Raw genomic sequence first — 17,289 nt, 5'->3', positions numbered from 1 at the left:
ATCAAATATAGTTATAAATTGGTTCTTTATTTCAATTGTTTCATGCGTAAAAAAGAACTAACTTGGCTTTTATTAATAAAAATCGAGTTAGTTCTTTTATTTAATTAAGAAACTTATTTAGGGTAAATAAAGAAACTTATTTAGGGCTTTTTAATTTTTTTGGTACTTCTGGTTGGTGATTATACCATAGGCAAGTTTTATTAGCAGATAAATTCGCTACAGACATAGCCATACCTCCAACACATTTCATGCTTTTATCTAACAGTTTTTTCATATTTGGTGTCCCCCTTATTTTTAATTACTTGTAAAAAAAGCATAAAGTTTATCCAACACAGTGCTAATGCGCTATACACCGTATACTCATATACTTGTTGGACTTGTGAACCTATAATTGTAAATAATAAGAATACTGTAACTCTAATTCTTGCTTTTTTTTGATTTCTAATTAATTCATCATTGCTTAAAGGATTGTTAGCATGCTCCGCAGGTGATAATAAATATATACTAGTCCAATTAATTGTGCTTATAGCTATTATCATCACTTTTAAGTGTATGTTGTGTATGCTATCGGCAATTAGAATAGTCGCTAGGTACATACACAGAAATGTCAAAATACACTTTGTATGACTACTTGCATGATATCCACCTGAATATTGTCTAATGTAGCAATAACATCCTACAAAGACTAATGTTTGTAAAAACTTATTTAGAATAATTCCTAGAGCTAGTACTAAAATTGAATTTATTAGTGAAGAAATTAATACTTCAAGTCCATAGGAACATACCTCAGTATCTTCACTTTCTATCAAATTTCTATCCTCTAAAAAATATGCTATCTTATCTGACAAAAGCTTTATCATATTGACTCCCTTGAAATACTTTAATTATTTTATAACACATAAAAATCTAAAAGTCTTAATTTTAGTATAACTTGTCATTATACAGTACAATTGGTATTAAAATATTCAAAATAAACTTATCCTCTGTGTAATCTATTACAACTTCTCCATTATATTTTTTTACTGATTGCTTGATACTTTTTATTCCTAATCCATGTAAAAACTTATCTTTTTTATCTGTAATAACTTTTCTATCTTTAATATTTATCTTATTAGCCTTAGAATTTTCTGCTTTTAATACAAAGAAACTTTCTATTATCTTACCTTCCAAAAATATATACTTATTACAATCGTTTATCTTTTCACATGCTTCAATAGAGTTATCTAGCACATTTGAAAAAATACTACATATATCTTCTAATTCTATAAAGTTACATTTAGTAAAGTTTATATTACAATTGAAATTTATATTGTTTTTATCACAAATTTCTTTCTTATCACTTAAAATTATATCAAGTAACATGTTTCCACTATCAAATGTGTTATCATAGCTTTTTAGCTGATTTTCTAAATTACTTATATAGTTATTTGAACTATATCCATTTTCATTGAGTTTTTTTATGCATATAATATGATTTTTCATATCGTGATATAACTGCCTTGTTTTTAATTGATTGTCTTTAACTTTCATATAGTACTTATACTGCATATCTACACTTTTTTTCATTACTTTATATTCTGCCAATAACTTATTGTCTCTTCTAATTTTTCTTATAACTAAAATAATTGAAATGTTTGATAAAAATAACAATATAGAAAAGTTTAATATATGTATTTCACTTATTAAACCTTGTTGAGAAAACTTAAATAAATATTTAAACACAATGAAAAATGATGTAATGTTACCAATTATCGGAATACCTAGACAAAAAATATCTTTCTTATTTATTTCAATTTCACTTTTAATTATCTTGTATATAACTATATAAAAAATTAATATAATTTTTCCTAATATAATAGATTCCAGCCTATAAACATTATTTGAAAGCAGATTGCTCATATCATGAATAGAGTTAGCCCTTATTATAAGACTCATACTTAATGCATCTATCCCTAATAAAACCATCCAATACATCAATATGTTTACTATACCTGTGTAAAAATCTATATCGTAAGTTGTAATGTAAAAAACAAAAGTTAATACTATAGATATTGTTATTCTACTATTCGGATATACTTCTGTATGTAATAAGAACAGCATAAAAACTATAATAAATAGCATAATTATGTTTATTTTAATTTTGCTAATCTTTTTTTCACTTGTATAATCAAAAATTTTTTTACATCCCCATAATTCTATTATTGATGAAATTGTGATAACACTTTCCCAAAATAAACGGCTCTTTAACATAACGAGCTCCCTAATAAGCTAGTAAGCCTAACTTTAAACTCTTTATATTTACCTCTGCTTACAGGAATTTCAATATCATTGATTATTATAGAATCATTTCTTAATTCATTTACCTTCTTTAAGTTTACCAAATAGCTGTGATGACACCTAAAAAAGTTATAATTTAAAAGTTTTCTTTCAACTTTTTTCATACTAACTTCAATTGTATAAGTCTTGTCCTTTGTGTATATAGTAACTTCTTTTCTTTGAACCTCAGCATATAAAATCTCGTCTACTTGAAGAACTATAGTTTCTTTTCTAGACTCTATAGATACTATACTGTGTCTGTTTAAATATTCCGATATACAAAGCTTTAATTGTCTTTTAATTTCTTCATATTCAAGTGGCTTAAGTAAATATCTATAAGCCTTAACCTCATATGCTTCAAACACATACTGAGCTATAGCTGTTGTAAAAATTATTTCTACATTGCTATCAAACTCTCTAATTTTTCTAGCTGTATCCATTCCTGATAAATCATTCATTTGGATATCTAAAAACAAAATATCTGCTTTCTTAGGATAAGATTCTAATAACTCTTCTCCTGATGAAAACTCTAACAAATTGTACTCTAAAAACTCTTCCTCTAAAACCTTACATAGAAAATCCCTTAAAATAGATCGATGTACAAAATCATCATCACAAATAATTATTTCTAAACTCATAAAAACCTCCTTATTAAAAGTCAATCCATACTTATTTTTTCATCCCATTTCTTAAACGCCTGTTGTATACAACTAACTTCATACAGTACAGATCTTAAATTAAGTTTTTATTTCTGAATTTCATTTATATTTAATTTTAAGTGTATTTACACATTTCTTATTAGTCAATTTATATTAATTTCTATTTTTAGTCTACTGTGTTAAGTGAGTTGTTATATAGCTACATAACAACTCACGCTCTATTTTCCATATCGGTTTTAATTTCAAAATTTTTAGTCTTTTCTATTTATATTTCTAGCAAAATGTATCTACATATATCTGATATTTTATTTTCTACAGCCTTATTCAATATTTAAAGAGTGTAATATTCATACGTTTATTAAGGTTAATATTTTTTATTGAAATATATATTGCTGACAATAATATTTAGTATGATTGTAGTTATAAGAAGTAATAAAGATCCAAGTGACACCATACTTAAAGTATCCATCATAGCTGTCCAATCCTCTATATTTACTAAATGATTAATATAAAAAATTTGTAAACATAGCGATATGCCACACGCACTAAAACTGGCTATAGATATAATCCCCCAATATCTATTTCCAACCTTATTTTGCATTATGATATTACACATTGGAAGTATACATGCAATTAATCCAAACAGTAAACTCCCCCTATTTAATAACCCATAATCCATAATAAATTTTTCCTCCTAAAGTTCTCACTTATATATATTTTAAGTGAGGCTAATTATCATTATTTAGTAATTAACAACTTTGATTATATTATATATTTCATTATATTACCAATTATAAATTTATATAGTGATCTTAGCTGTAGTTCTTAAGCTGAATATGTATACTTAATATTTAAGTTTTTATTAATATCCTAGTTCTCATTTTTAATAATGATTTAATATTTTTTATAATTACAATTTAAAATATTTTTTATTTTTGTCACAAATTGTCGTAATTTGTCATATCATATATTAGCTTTAAATTTAAAGCAAATTTTAATATGAGGTGTTTTATTATGGAAATAAAATTAGAAACAACTTGTGATCAACAAACATTTTTAACTGCACCAACATGTACTGAACTTATGGCATTACCTATGGTTGGGATTTATAAAGGATCATGGGGTGTTTTGTCTTGGGATATAGACGTAAACATAGCTGAGTTAAGATTTAAAGTAACTTTAGCTTTATGGGGTATAACTATTGTTAATGTAGAGTTAAGCCCACAAAACCCTAAAATAGATGTAGGATTTAAAGATTTCCTAGAGGGTGAACTTGGTTTAGATGTTAATAGCAAAGAAATATATTTTGCAGGAACATTATTTGGATATAAAATAAGATTAGTATTATTTAGATATTAATTTGTTAGTAACGCTTAAAATACTTTAAAGTATTTTAAGCGTTTTTTCCTTTATAAGTTTACATACTGTTTTAAATATATAAAGTATACCTAATTTCGTATTTATATTTAATCAATTTTCAGTTATATAGTTATTTACGCTTTATAATAAAATTAAAAAGTTTAGAATATAGCAAATTAGGAACAACATACAATTAGTTTAGTTAATATAATTTAATTATCACGTGATGAAGGTAGGTGCTAGCATTGAACTATAGTGATGTTATGTCACAGTGTATTGAATTCATAGAAGAAAATATAAATAGCGAACTAACACCAGATTTAATTGCAAGTCAATGTGGATATTCAACTTTTCATTTTTGTAGAATATTTAATATTTGCCAAGGTATTACTTTGATGGACTATGTGAAAAAAAGAAGATTATCATTGGCAGCTACAAAGTTATTTGATGGAAATAGAATTATAGATGTAGCGTTAGAATATGGATTTGATACACATAATGGATTTTCAAAAGCATTCAAAAAAGAATATGGATTTACTCCTACACAGTATGTAAAACGTATGGAGGACTATTATTTTAACAAAGAATCAGTATATAAAATTGGAGGTTATATTATGAATCCTGTCATTGTAAGTAAACCTGCATTTAAAGTTGCAGGGTATGGTATACAAACAAATATTTCGAATTGCAATTTTACTAAAGATATTGCTTCATTTTGGAGCAATTACAGTGGTGAAAATTTAGAAAGCAAAATGTATGAAATTTTAAAACCAGATAAACATGGTGAGGTTGGTGTGTTTATACCATCTAATGATAGAAATGGAGATGCCATATACCTTATGGGTATAATAGTTAATGACTTTGAATCTGTTTCAGAAGATATGATTACAATAGAAATTCCAGAAGCAACATATGCAGTTTTTACAACTCCACCAGTGGATACAAGTAACGATTCATCTCAAAATGATTTTGCAAAAACAATAAAAGCTACTTGGAAATATATATTTGAAGATTGGTTTAATGAAAGTGATTATGTATTTGATGAAGATAAGATAGATTTTGAACTTTACGATGAAAGATGTCACTTTAGAAAAGATACAGTTATGGATATTTATGTTCCTGTGTTAAAAAAATAGTTTTTTAATTATATAAGTTTATAAGTAAAAAGAGCAATATTTAAATTGCTCTTTTTATTACTCAAAATATATCTATAACAATATTAATGGATTATTATTTATCTATCTCTTTATAATTTAAATATGTTTAATTCACATATAAATAGTTCTATCAAGATTATTTCTTATATACTATAAATAAGTAGCAATTTACAAGTTCATTAATTGTATTTTTTAAAGGAGTGGATATTTAATGTACAAAGAGTTATATGATATTCCAAGTTTCAAGAATTGGAGAGTAATTAAAAAAGTAAATGAAGGATGGTCATCTGATTTAAAGTTTTATATAGAAGATTATGAAGGAAATAAGCTACTATTACGTGTTAATGATATATCTAATTATGATAACAAACTAAAAGAGTTTAAATTTATAAAAAAGTGTAATGTATTAGAATTTTCAATGTCACAAGCTCTAGAAATTGGTATTTGCAATAATAATAGCAATGTATATATGATATTAACATGGGTAGAAGGATTTCCTCTAAATAATGTAATTAGTAATTTTAATAAAAATGAACAATATAAACTTGGCTTGCAGGCAGGCAAAATACTAAATAAAATACATTCGCTAGAACTTAATCCGTCAGATAATTTAATTTCTCATAGTAAAAAAGATCAGATTTTAGATAATCTTATTAAATATGAAAATAGCATAAATCGTGTAAAAGGAGATCAATTTGCAATAAATTTTGTTAAAAATAATATTGAAAAAATTAATTCATTACATACAGTGTGTAAGCATGGTGATTATCATGTTGGGAATTTGGTTTTAACTCCATTAGATACAATTGGAGTTATTGATTTTAATAGGTGTGGATATGGAGATAGGTATGAGGAATTTCAAAGAGTACAAAGTTTTAATGTTGAGGCTAGCATTCCATTTTCAATTGGCCAAATCCATGGATATTTTGATGGAAATCCGCCTATAGATTTTTGGAACATTCTAGCTGTATATGTAGCTTATAACTCATTAGGTTCAATAATATGGGCTGAAAAATTTGGACAGAATGATATCAATGGAATGAAAAAACGCTGCTTTAATACTTTTGATGACTACAGTAACTTCAAAGAAATTGTACCTAAGTGGTATCTACTTAATAGTGAAAAATATTTATAATTTTCTATAATAAAAATCGAAGTGTTAAAATATATATTTTAACACTTCGATTTTTAAATTTGTATATAAGAATTCTAATTATACATTACTATTCCAGTTAGTAAAACTCCAACAAAAACCATAACAACTGTGCTGCAAATCGTTACGAAGTTTTTAACTTTAACTTTGTTTTTAAATAATTTTTCAATTACTTTATAAATACCTATTCCAATAAGTCCTCCAACAGTATTTGTAATTATATCAGTTGTATCCGTAGCCCCTAGCCCTAATATATACTGAATGCATTCAAAGCCTAAACTTGTCCCAATTATGATGCAAATATTATTAGATATTTTAGATGTTGGATTAATTATATTTAAATAAATACCTAGTGGAATAAATAATATCACATTTCCTATAATATCTAGTTTATTAAAATTACCATTAATTATATCATTAAATGGAATTAGATTAACTGATCTAAAATATTCCCTATTTCCAAATAACTGTAATGGAGATGAATATTTAAATAAAATCTCCCCTACTACAACTAAAACATAAAATACAAACCCCGCAATAAATAAATTATTAATTATCTTTTTCATTTTATACCTCCCTCGATGTTATATTTTACCAAAAATTTAATAAAAAAGATAATATTTTAAATTTAAAAAAGTTCCCTCATGTCGTATTTATATAAAGTTGTATTAGTTATTTTTAAAATCTACCTTACATATTAAATAATAGTATAATTAAATATATCCAGTTTTTGTAATTAAGTAATTATCAAATAGTAAAAGTTTTAAGGGGGAAATAATGAAAGAAATTAAAATTTGGAAAATGGCTTTAATATGGTTTGGAACAACCTTTTTAGTCTCTTTGGGAGAAATACTATATTCGTTATCAAGTTTTGGCATGGCCTTAAGTAATATACAATTTGCTTTTATTATGTTTTTATCAATACTAGTCATAACATTAATATCAGGAAAGGTAAATCCAAACTTAGTAAAAGAACGATTTTATAACTTCAAAAAAGTCTCTAATACAAAAGAAATATTAAAAGTGGTATGTACTCAGATATTTTTATCTTTTGGTCTAGCTAATTTAAGTATTGGAATTTTAGCAATTGCTAATCAAAATAAAGCTTTAGAACTTCTAAATGATTCTTGGGGAAATCCAACTAATTTTATGGATTTGATACTTCTTCTTATTGTATTAGTAATATTAGCTCCAATTTTAGAAGAAATAGTTTTTAGAAGAGTTCTTTTTAAAAGGCTCAACATGAGATTTAGTTTTGTTTTTTCATCAATTGTATCTTCTTTAATATTTGGTATTGGTCACGAAACTTTAGGGATATTAGGCGCCATAGCTTTCGGTATTGCATGCTGTGTTCTATATAAAAAGTATACTAATTTAGTGGTATCCATCTCAGTACATTCACTAAATAACTTATTCGCAGGTATTTTTACAGCTATAAGTTATTTTACTGGTACATTAAACATAAAGGTAACTAATATTACTAACTTGGAGATTGCATTTTATTTAATATCTGGTGGATTAGTTACTCTAATAGGTCTAGTAATCTTTATTAAATTTATTATTAAAAATAAGAAGTACCTAGTATCAAATTAAATAATATAGAAGAGTTCCCTCATGTCGTATTTAATATAAAGTATTTAATGAAAGGCGTTATCTTATTTATAGATAACGCCTTTATAAACTTAATCTATGGTATAAGTCTATGTCTATCTCTTGTTATAAGAGTTGCTTCTCTTACATTTTCAAGTCCTAATATTTTACTAACGATTCGTTCTAACCCTATTGCTAATCCACCATGTTTAGGAACTCCATATTTAAATACCTCAGTATAACTTAAATAATTTTCAGGATTTAAATCTTTATATTTTATATTATTTATTAACATATCATAATCATGAATTCTTTGACCTCCCGTAGTAATCTCAATTCCTCTAAATAGTAAGTCAAAGCTATGTGTTTCATTTTCTCCACATGGCATAGTATACATTGGTCTTTTTACCCTTGGATAGTGAGTTACAAATATAAAATCACTACCTAATTTTTCTTTAGCATATTCACATAGCAATTTTTCTGCCTCTGGGTCTAAATCATTTTCTAAATTTGTTTTATTGTGTTCTTCTTTTAAAATCTCTATAGCCTTACTAAATTTTATCCTTGGAATACTTACATTTATATTAGGAAGTTCTACATTTAGTAAATTTAAATATTGTTTAGTTTCTTTTTCTAATTTATTTATGATAAATTTTAATAACTCTTCTTCTAAATTCATAATATCTTCTTCATTTTCAATAAATCCAAACTCTAAATCCATACTTACATATTCATTTAAATGTCTGTTTGTATCATGTTGTTCAGCTCTATAAACATGCCCAATTTCAAATACTTTTTCAAATCCAGCTGCAACCATCATCTGTTTATAAAATTGTGGACTTTGAGCTAGATATGCTTTATTCTCAAAGTACTTAACTTCAAAAACTTCAGTTCCACCTTCTGCTCCTTCTGAAACAAGTTTTGGTGTGAATATTTCAGTAAAACCTTCACTAATCAAGTATTCTCTAAACCCATTAACAATTACATTTTGTACTTTAAAAATAGCATTTATTTTTTCATGCCTTACGCTCAAAACTCTGTTATTTAGCATGGTAACTAGATTTATATTTAAATCTTCTTTATTTATTTCAATAGGAAGTTCATTTTTACATTTACTTGTTATATCAAATCTACTAACTTCAATTTCAAAGTTATTTAGTTTATTGTTGCTCTCTTTTACCCTACCAGTTATCGATACAACCGATTCTAACTTAATATCTTCTAACTTAACTAAGTTATTATCAATAACGCATTGAACTAATCCAGTTCTATCTCTTAATATTAAAAACGTTATCGATTTCAAAACTCTTACACGGTGTATCCACCCTTCAATTTTAACTTCATTATTTATATAGTTATTTAATTTATTTATCAAAATTCTTTTCATATTATTAATCCTCCTTATAATTTAATTGTGTATAAAAAAGCCCCTTGAGATATTAATCTCAAGGGGCGAAGGTTCGCGGTACCACCCTTTTTGACTTATATTATAACTTTATCAAGCAAAATAGTTCCATAGAATGGGCCCTATTCTATAATAATAAAAAAAGCTTTCACTTCTATGATAGAAGTGAAAGCTATATTCACGGTGCCATTCTACTTGACTAAAGTTAAGTAACTCTAAGTCATCTCTTATTACATATAACGGTGTAACCCGACTCATCCTACTTTATTTCAGATAAGTTTCTCTGGGATGTCTTTCAATATTTCTTTTCTCATGGAGCTTTCACCGCCCTCCACTCGCTTTGGATACTTAGTAAATATTTACTCTTCCCTTCACTGAATTTTTAATATTATTTTACATTATAGTATGCCTTTTATTTTAAAATGTCAATCATTATTTTTGTAAAATATATATTAATATATGTAAAAACTAGTTTTTAGCCTACTCAAAATATACATCCTTATACAAATCTCCAGCTAAATCTGCTAGCTTATTTTTATCTATAACTTTATATCCTAATTTATCTTTATCTAAAATATTCTTTCCAATCAATGAATTTAAAGTTCTTAATAAATGCCTATAACTACTTCCTAGATTTTCTGCTACACCTGATAAACTTTCATCAAAATCTACATATTCTATTTCAGAATTAGGTTCTATCATTAACTCATTTATGTAGCTTGCTAATCTGTTTTCAAGTGGATACAGCAAGTTTATAGAACTACTCGTACTTATATCCGCTAACTTTCCTGCTAAGCGTAAACAAGAAAATCTTAAAAACTTACAGTCATTTATAAGCTTAACTCTCGCTGTATCCATAGGTATGGCTAAACAATTACATGTACTTAGTGCTTGCAATGTACCTGAAGCTACTTCTTCATTTATAAATTCCAAGTCTCCTATAACTCCAAGTGAATTATAAAAACTAAGAAGGGAAGACTTTCCATTTGGCAATGTTTTAAATACTTTAGCTTTTCCTTCAACTAAAAAAAGAAAATATTCTAGCTCCTCACCTTCTCTACATAAATACTCGTTTTTTTCAAACCTAAGAAGTTTCATATCATCACTCATATCTTTTTCAAACAATTCATTTATTTTCAATTTATTATAAAATGTTTTTATAATAAACTTGTCATCTATTTTTTTCATATAAACACCCCCTTTCATAAATATACATAAAAAATTATATCTCTATATATGACATATGTCATTATTAATACTTTCTTTCTATGTTATATTATTTATTAATCTAGCATGGAGGTAAAATATATGAATTATTTAATTTCAATTTTAACAGGTGTAGTTTTATCTATAATGGTTGTCTTAAATGGGGACCTTGGTAATGCAACTGGAAACTATATTTCTAGCGTCATCATACACTTTGTAGGTCTTATTGGGATTATAATATTACTTGTAGTAACTAAGTCTAAGATAAAAACTCTTAAGGGAATACCTTTTTACATGTTCTCAGGAGGGCTTATAGGTATATTAACTGTACTGTTTACTAATATTAGTTTTACAAATCTCGGAGTATCACTTACTGTTTCATTAGCTTTATTAGGTCAATTAGTTACATCTATTGTTATCGATCACTTTGGATACTTTGGTTTGGAAGTTAATAAATTTGAAAAGAAAAAAACAATAGGGTTCGGAATAATAATATTAGGTATTTTTATTATGACATTGTAGGAAGAGGGGTATTATTTATGTTTTATATACTAATAGCTATACTATCTGGAATTGCAAATGTAATTTCAAGATCTGTAAATTTTGTTCTATCTGAAAAATTAGGAGTTTATCAAAGCACACTATTTAACTACATATTTGGTCTTGCTGGATCAATATTAATATTATTTATAAGCGGGGAAACTTCTAAATTATTTGCATCTACGTCTTATGAGGCTAATTGGTTTGCTTATACCGGCGGGCTTGTTGGTGTGGCAATAGTATCTTTACAGGTATTTTTATCATCAAAAGTTTCATCATTTTATTTAACTTTATTATTATTTGTGGGTCAATTATTTACTGGTATAATTTTAGATTTCATATTGTCTGGAAAAATATCTGTTTTGCAAGTTGTTGGAGGTATTTTAGTTATTATAGGACTTGCTTATAATTTATATATTGATAGGATTGAAGAAGTTGAGGTCGCATCTGAGTAAATGATGCGATTTTTTTATATCATAGAAAAATAATAATTAGGAAATGCTTTAGAAAGGTTTTGGAAAGATTAAAAGCTTAGAATAAACTCACTGGATACACAAATATAAAAATAATTTAACCTGTTAAATCCAATGCAATTTATTTTTTGCTTTTTTAATTATTATCAAAAAATAAGAATGTATGGAATATATTAAATTTTAACTCTCTTAACTAAAATATTGTTTTATTAAACAAATAAAAAAAGAGGTGTATATTATGAATCAAATTATAACAAAATATCAACTTAAGCTTTTTCCAGTTATAGTATCAATGCTATTATTATTAGTTACATTTAAAATTGATTTAATTAAATCAGATACTATGGGACTATATATGTTTAAAATTGTATCAGTTCCTTTATTATCTATTATTAGTTTAGTTATTGCTTTTGGAAAAAGTGGACTAAATGATGTATTTTCAAAGCCTATAAAGCCTTTTAAGAATATAGCGGTATGGTATGTAGTGTCTTTAATAGCTAGCTTGATTTCTGGTATTTTACTAACAGTAGTTTTCAAACTTAATTTACACGGAAATCCAGGGTCTGAACATGTTGTTCAAACACTTATATCTTTACCTTTTGTATTATTATTTGAAGAAGTAATAAGTATATTTGTTCTTTTAGTTATTTCAAATTTTACTTATAAAAAAACTGATAACTTAAAGTTAGCTAATACAATTGGAATTGTATTAAGTTCTATATTCTTTGGATTATTGCACTATTCTACTTACTTTAATGGTAATGTAATGCATACACTTATTCATATTCTTTTTGTTCAAGGCTTAGCTAGGATATTTTTCAACTTGTCAGCACTAAAGTCAAATAGTATTATTGTTCCATGGATTGTCCATGTTGTATTTGACTTTACAACATTTGGATTAGGTACAGTTATGTTATTTGCTCTAATGTAAAATAAATAAATCTTCGTTATTACAAAAATAGCTCTAGGTAAATAAAATTAATACCTAGAGCTATTTTTATATAAAGTTCACCACATTCCACTTTTAACCTAATAATCGTCTTTTACTCCGATTTAACTTCTACTTGTCCTGTCCAAGATCCTGATATTTTCCCAATCTTACTAATATTAATATCCAAATTCACAGGATAATCTATAGGATTAAATCCTGCAAATGTAATAGTACCTTCATTCTCAGCCCCAACTTGTCTTATCCCAATATCTAAAGATTTGTTTCCTTTCTTCAATTCAAAAGGTAATCCATCTGTAGATTCTAAAAACTGCAGTTGTGATGCTTTATCAACTTCTTTTCCTAAATATACTTCAGGAGCCTCTACTTGTTTTCCATCAACTATACCATCAGATTTTAACTTTAATCCTTCTGTATCATATTCGATAGGGGCTAAGTTTCCATTTACAGTTTCTATTTTATAATTTACAGATACACGACTTTCAGCAGTGTATAGCCCTGTTAAATGTACGATAATATCTTTGTCTTTAATTTTAATATCTAAAGGTTTAAATTTGCCTTCTTTTGTAGAGTCTACTACAGATCCATCTTCACGTACTAATCCTTTATTAACAACATCATCTTCTAGTACATGCTGTGAAAATAAATTATATGTAGCTATTGCAACTCCTGAACATCCTATAAATAGCAATAATGATGCCGCTGCTACTGTACTAAACTTTTTCATTTTATTCATATTATTGAATCTCCCTTTTATTACGTTTGATTTACTTTTTCTATCTAATTTTGAATTAAATGTATACCACGCTACTTCAACATCTATTTTATTTTGTAAATCACTCTGATTTTCTAAGCTAGTTCTATAGTCATTAACTTCTACTAATTCATTAAATTTATGTTGACAAACTTCACATTCATCTAAATGCTTTGAAACTTTTTCCATCATATCTAAAGACAGTTCTCCATCTATATAAGTCTGCAATTCTCCGCTTTCATAACATTTCATATAGTTACCTCCCTTTTCTTTCTGTGTGTACTTTCTTAAATTTATTTTGAGCCCGTACAAGCATTGTTCCAATAGAAGACTTTTCTACTCCTAATATTTCAGCTATTTCTTTATATTTAAAGCCTGAGTATCTTAAAATTAAAATTTTCTTATCTTGTTCCCGTAACTCATTCATTGTACTTCGCACATCCTCTATTTCTTCTTTTTTAATGTATCTATCATCTAATGTCTGTACATCTATAGTTTCTAAATTTAAACTTGCTTTCTCTATTCTTAACTCGTGCCTTTTTTCTGACCTAATGTGATTATATGAGCTGTATATAGATGTCTTAATAAGCCACGCTTTAATATTTTCAATTTCTTTCCAGTTCGTTTTATATAGTTGTATAAATACATCTTGAGCAATATATTCTGCAACTTCTTGATTTTTAACAATCTTCATAACGTATTTAACTACATATGTATATTGAGATTTAAAAATTTCCTCAAATGTCATAATTACTGTAACCACCTCCTAGTGTTGCTGATATATATCAATATTTTAAATCTATTTTCTATAGAAAAATTTTACTACTATTATTTTTAGTCTTACATATATATAGAAACCACATCCACATTTTTTATGACACTTTTTTTAATTTTTTATTTAAATTCAAATTTTTATCCTTTATTTCTTTATATTAGTACTATATTAAAACAATTATTATATCAATTTTAAATTTAAACTACTATTACTTAATCTTTGTAAATGCACCTTACACAAACACTCCTCATATACTGTTATTAAATCTATAAAAGGAGTGATATCTATGTATAATGGTCAATATCCATGGCCTTACTGGCCTAATATGCAAATGTTTAACATGTGCCCATATCCCTTCTGGGGTTACCCTCAAATGCAAAATATGAACCCCTATAGTTTTTGGGCAAATTCATCAATGTACAACCAAGGATTTCAAAGACCACTTCCTCAATTGAAGGATTATGGTCCTAACCCATTTGTAATTAATATTGATGAGGCAACTGAGCAAAACAATACTTTCCGTACTGCTTTATGGACAGGAACTGATTTGCAAGTTACGTTAATGAATATAGATATCGGAGATGACATAGGGTTAGAGGTTCATGAAACCGGTGATCAATTCATACGTATTGAAGAAGGTCAAGGCCTTGTTAAAATGGGGGATAGCAAAGATAAATTAGATTTTCAAAAAATGATTTATGAAGATTATGCTATCATGGTACCTGCTGGTAAATGGCACAATATAATTAACACAGGAAATAAACCGCTTAAATTATATGCTATCTATGCACCTCCTGAACATGCAAGTGGTACAGTTCACCAAACTAAATCAGATGCAGAATTAGCTGAACAAAACTCTAGATACTAATTAAAGTTAATTTAACTAATATTAATATTCAAATCTAACTATATTAGCTTAGACTACTTAGTAATTTCATTAGACGTAAAAATCCACATATTCTAAATATGGTTAGTTAAAATTTCAATATAACTTCTCAATAAGAAAACTTTATAAAAACAATAAAATAACTGTATAAAAACTTAGTTTTTATACAGTTATTTTATTGTTTTTAATTTTATTTAAATTATATTAAATTATATCTTTGTAATAATTCCTCAATTATAGTTCCTGAAATTTCTTTCATGACTGGTTTTAATTTAGCTCTAGATGTTAATGGTAATTTAATATCTGTTAGTTTTTTTCCATCCATCATCTTAGAAGTTGAATCAAGCAACACTCTAACATCATAACAAGAACCAAATACCTCAGGAACTCCACGATCAACATCAAGTAATGTATATACAGCCTCCATAGCAGTTCTTACAGAATACTCTGTTGTAAATACAGTATCACGAACAGTATCTGCAAATTGACCAATAAATGCAAAGTTAACACATTTTTCTGGTACCACTTTCGGTCTATCTCCAGATGTTCTTGGCATAAAGAATGAAGTAACATATGGCATCATGCAAGGAATACAATGAGCAGAATTCTTTGCCATATCAGGAATTTGATCTACTGGAACTCCTAAATGATATAGCCATTCTTGAGTAATCTCGTAACCTGTGCACTCTCTCATTGGTTTTTTTATAAAAGCTCCATCTACATTTGTAAATAATCCATAAACCCATACAACAAGTTGATCATCTGGTTGATCTTTAAAATGTGGCTGTCTATTTAAAGTATAACTCATTAGCCAAGGTGAGTCTTTAACTGTAATTATACCACCTGTAACAACTTTCCCACTAAATGGATTACGTTTACATACTTTTTCTATATACGGTGGTATTTTGTTATCTAAAGTAGTTATAGTAGCAGATTCCCAATTAGTTTTATCTATATTAGTACAGAATTTATCAGGTCTACCAAAAGAAGGATCTTGCACTGCTATGTTTCTCCAAAGTCTCCAACAACCTCCTTCAGTTGTACTTAAAACTGGTGCATTATCGTCATCACCTAAGCTTGCATTTTCTGTGCAGCTACCATTTGTAACAAACACTAAATCTTCTTCTACTAAATCAATATTTTCTTCTTTTCCATCTTTAATACAAACAATTTGTTTTGCTATTTTTTTATCTTCTGTTATTTCAAAAATCACATTGGTAACAGTTGTATTATATTGAAAATGAACTCCATTAGACTCTAGATATTTAATCATTGGTAAAATTAATGAGTCATATTGATTATATTTTGTAAATTTTAAAGTTGAAAAATCAGGAAGTCCGCCAATATGATGAATAAATCTTTGAATATAACGCTTCATCTCAAGGGCACTATGCCACTCTTCAAAAGCAAACATAGTTCTCCAATATAACCAAAAGTTTGATTCATAAAATTCTTCTGTAAATACATCTTCAATTTTTTTATCATATAAATCTTCTTCTTTTGACATAAATAATCGTATTATTTCCATAGATGCTTTATCTGTTAATGCAAACTTGCCATCTGTATGAGCATCTTCTCCTCGGTTAACTGTAGCCCTCATTAAAGAATAGTTTGGATCTTTTTTATTTAACCAATAATATTCATCTAATACAGAAACTCCTTCAGTCTCTATTGAAGGTATTGATCTAAATAAATCCCATAAGCATTCGAAATGATTTTCCATTTCACGCCCACCACGTATGATAAATCCCTTTTGAGGATCATTAATTCCATCACAAGCGCCACCTGCTATATCCATTTCTTCTAAGATATGAATATGTTCACCTTTCATTTGTCCATCACGAACTAAAAAACATGCAGCAGCTAAAGATGCTAAACCAGCTCCAACTATATATGCTGATTTTCTATCTACACCTTCAGGTTTCTGTGGATGTGCAAATGCTTCATAATTCCCATTACTATAATACATATAAAATCATCCCCCTATACTTTAAATCTTAGCTATTTTAAAAGCTTTATTATATCATATTCCGATTTAAGATTTTCTTATATATACAAGATTGAATT

General features: G+C 26.9%; 19 protein-coding genes and 1 other annotated feature. Of the genes, 8 read left to right on the top strand and 11 right to left on the bottom strand.

Features of this window, described 5'->3' with window-relative positions; genetic code table 11:
* Positions 1-136 precede the first annotated feature (136 nt).
* The 5 genes from ACRDDE_RS10835 to ACRDDE_RS10815 all read right to left on the bottom strand — a co-directional run bounded on the left by ACRDDE_RS10835 (position 137) and on the right by ACRDDE_RS10815 (position 3,654).
* Positions 137-274, bottom strand: coding sequence for a cyclic lactone autoinducer peptide (locus ACRDDE_RS10835; protein WP_323729574.1), 138 nt, complete (start codon positions 272-274; stop codon positions 137-139).
* On the bottom strand, positions 255-860 hold the full coding sequence (locus ACRDDE_RS10830) for an accessory gene regulator ArgB-like protein (protein ID WP_438627230.1): 606 nt from the start codon (positions 858-860) through the stop codon (positions 255-257). The genes ACRDDE_RS10835 and ACRDDE_RS10830 overlap by 20 nt, the downstream gene beginning before the upstream one ends.
* Before the next feature lie 61 nt (positions 861-921).
* Positions 922-2,250, bottom strand: coding sequence for a GHKL domain-containing protein (locus tag ACRDDE_RS10825; protein WP_438627229.1), 1,329 nt, complete (start codon positions 2,248-2,250; stop codon positions 922-924).
* Positions 2,244-2,954 carry a LytR/AlgR family response regulator transcription factor gene (locus ACRDDE_RS10820; protein ID WP_438627228.1) on the bottom strand — a complete coding sequence of 237 codons (711 nt, stop codon included), beginning with the start codon at positions 2,952-2,954 and terminating at the stop codon, positions 2,244-2,246. Before ACRDDE_RS10820 ends, ACRDDE_RS10825 begins: the two co-directional genes overlap by 7 nt.
* 385 nt (positions 2,955-3,339) lie before the next feature.
* Complete coding sequence (locus tag ACRDDE_RS10815) at positions 3,340-3,654, bottom strand: hypothetical protein (RefSeq protein ID WP_438627227.1); 315 nt, start codon at positions 3,652-3,654, stop codon at positions 3,340-3,342.
* A gap of 335 nt (positions 3,655-3,989) precedes the next feature.
* On the opposite strand from ACRDDE_RS10815, the gene ACRDDE_RS10810 reads away from it, so the two are divergent.
* The 3 genes from ACRDDE_RS10810 to ACRDDE_RS10800 all read left to right on the top strand — a co-directional run bounded on the left by ACRDDE_RS10810 (position 3,990) and on the right by ACRDDE_RS10800 (position 6,626).
* Positions 3,990-4,334 carry a hypothetical protein gene (locus tag ACRDDE_RS10810; protein ID WP_438627226.1) on the top strand — a complete coding sequence of 115 codons (345 nt, stop codon included), beginning with the start codon at positions 3,990-3,992 and terminating at the stop codon, positions 4,332-4,334.
* Positions 4,335-4,579: 245 nt separating this feature from the next.
* A complete protein-coding gene (locus tag ACRDDE_RS10805) occupies positions 4,580-5,470 on the top strand; it encodes an effector binding domain-containing protein (RefSeq protein ID WP_438627225.1) in 891 nt (296 codons plus the stop codon).
* A gap of 232 nt (positions 5,471-5,702) precedes the next feature.
* A complete protein-coding gene (locus tag ACRDDE_RS10800) occupies positions 5,703-6,626 on the top strand; it encodes an aminoglycoside phosphotransferase family protein (RefSeq protein WP_438627224.1) in 924 nt (307 codons plus the stop codon).
* A 74-nt stretch (positions 6,627-6,700) separates the two neighbouring features.
* Here the strand turns inward: ACRDDE_RS10800 and ACRDDE_RS10795 are convergent, their stop codons facing one another.
* On the bottom strand, positions 6,701-7,210 hold the full coding sequence (locus ACRDDE_RS10795; RefSeq protein WP_438627223.1) for a VanZ family protein: 510 nt from the start codon (positions 7,208-7,210) through the stop codon (positions 6,701-6,703).
* Between the two features lie 211 nt (positions 7,211-7,421).
* On the opposite strand from ACRDDE_RS10795, the gene ACRDDE_RS10790 reads away from it, so the two are divergent.
* Positions 7,422-8,237: a lysostaphin resistance A-like protein gene (locus ACRDDE_RS10790; protein ID WP_438627222.1), complete on the top strand. Its 816-nt coding sequence runs from the start codon at positions 7,422-7,424 to the stop codon at positions 8,235-8,237.
* Between the two features lie 94 nt (positions 8,238-8,331).
* Here the strand turns inward: ACRDDE_RS10790 and aspS are convergent, their stop codons facing one another.
* Entirely contained in the window at positions 8,332-9,621 is a 1,290-nt protein-coding gene (gene aspS, locus ACRDDE_RS10785; protein ID WP_438627221.1) for an aspartate--tRNA(Asn) ligase, read from the bottom strand.
* 176 nt (positions 9,622-9,797) lie between these two features.
* Positions 9,798-10,023 (bottom strand) — a binding site (T-box leader).
* A 96-nt stretch (positions 10,024-10,119) separates the two neighbouring features.
* The gene (locus tag ACRDDE_RS10780) at positions 10,120-10,827 is read right to left on the bottom strand and encodes a cyclic nucleotide-binding domain-containing protein (RefSeq protein ID WP_438627220.1); all 708 of its coding nucleotides are present in this window, start codon (positions 10,825-10,827) and stop codon (positions 10,120-10,122) included.
* Between the two features lie 120 nt (positions 10,828-10,947).
* Between ACRDDE_RS10780 and ACRDDE_RS10775 the strand changes: the two genes are divergently transcribed.
* The 3 genes from ACRDDE_RS10775 (at position 10,948) to ACRDDE_RS10765 (ending at position 12,789) form a co-directional block, all read left to right on the top strand.
* Positions 10,948-11,367 carry a DMT family transporter gene (locus ACRDDE_RS10775; RefSeq protein ID WP_438627219.1) on the top strand — a complete coding sequence of 140 codons (420 nt, stop codon included), beginning with the start codon at positions 10,948-10,950 and terminating at the stop codon, positions 11,365-11,367.
* Between the two features lie 17 nt (positions 11,368-11,384).
* Complete coding sequence (locus ACRDDE_RS10770) at positions 11,385-11,840, top strand: DMT family transporter (protein WP_438627218.1); 456 nt, start codon at positions 11,385-11,387, stop codon at positions 11,838-11,840.
* Between the two features lie 256 nt (positions 11,841-12,096).
* Positions 12,097-12,789, top strand: coding sequence for a CPBP family glutamic-type intramembrane protease (locus ACRDDE_RS10765; protein ID WP_438627217.1), 693 nt, complete (start codon positions 12,097-12,099; stop codon positions 12,787-12,789).
* A 112-nt stretch (positions 12,790-12,901) separates the two neighbouring features.
* On the opposite strand, the gene ACRDDE_RS10760 is transcribed toward ACRDDE_RS10765, so the two are convergent.
* Both ACRDDE_RS10760 and ACRDDE_RS10755 read right to left on the bottom strand, forming a co-directional pair.
* On the bottom strand, positions 12,902-13,813 hold the full coding sequence (locus ACRDDE_RS10760; RefSeq protein WP_438627216.1) for an anti-sigma factor family protein: 912 nt from the start codon (positions 13,811-13,813) through the stop codon (positions 12,902-12,904).
* A 4-nt stretch (positions 13,814-13,817) separates the two neighbouring features.
* A complete protein-coding gene (locus tag ACRDDE_RS10755; protein ID WP_438627215.1) occupies positions 13,818-14,309 on the bottom strand; it encodes a sigma-70 family RNA polymerase sigma factor in 492 nt (163 codons plus the stop codon).
* Positions 14,310-14,676: 367 nt separating this feature from the next.
* Here ACRDDE_RS10755 and ACRDDE_RS10750 point away from each other — a divergent pair, with 367 nt between their 5' ends.
* Entirely contained in the window at positions 14,677-15,204 is a 528-nt protein-coding gene (locus ACRDDE_RS10750; RefSeq protein WP_438627214.1) for a cupin domain-containing protein, read from the top strand.
* 217 nt (positions 15,205-15,421) lie between these two features.
* Here ACRDDE_RS10750 and ACRDDE_RS10745 read toward each other — a convergent pair whose 3' ends face one another.
* Complete coding sequence (locus ACRDDE_RS10745; protein WP_438627213.1) at positions 15,422-17,191, bottom strand: oleate hydratase; 1,770 nt, start codon at positions 17,189-17,191, stop codon at positions 15,422-15,424.
* Positions 17,192-17,289 lie beyond the last annotated feature (98 nt).

The sequence above is a fragment of the Paraclostridium sp. genome, from assembly GCF_051656405.1.
Classification (GTDB): Bacteria; Bacillota; Clostridia; order Peptostreptococcales; family Peptostreptococcaceae; genus Paraclostridium.
The sequence above is the reverse complement of the archived record's forward strand: the minus strand, read 5'-3'. Positions and strand labels throughout refer to the sequence as shown.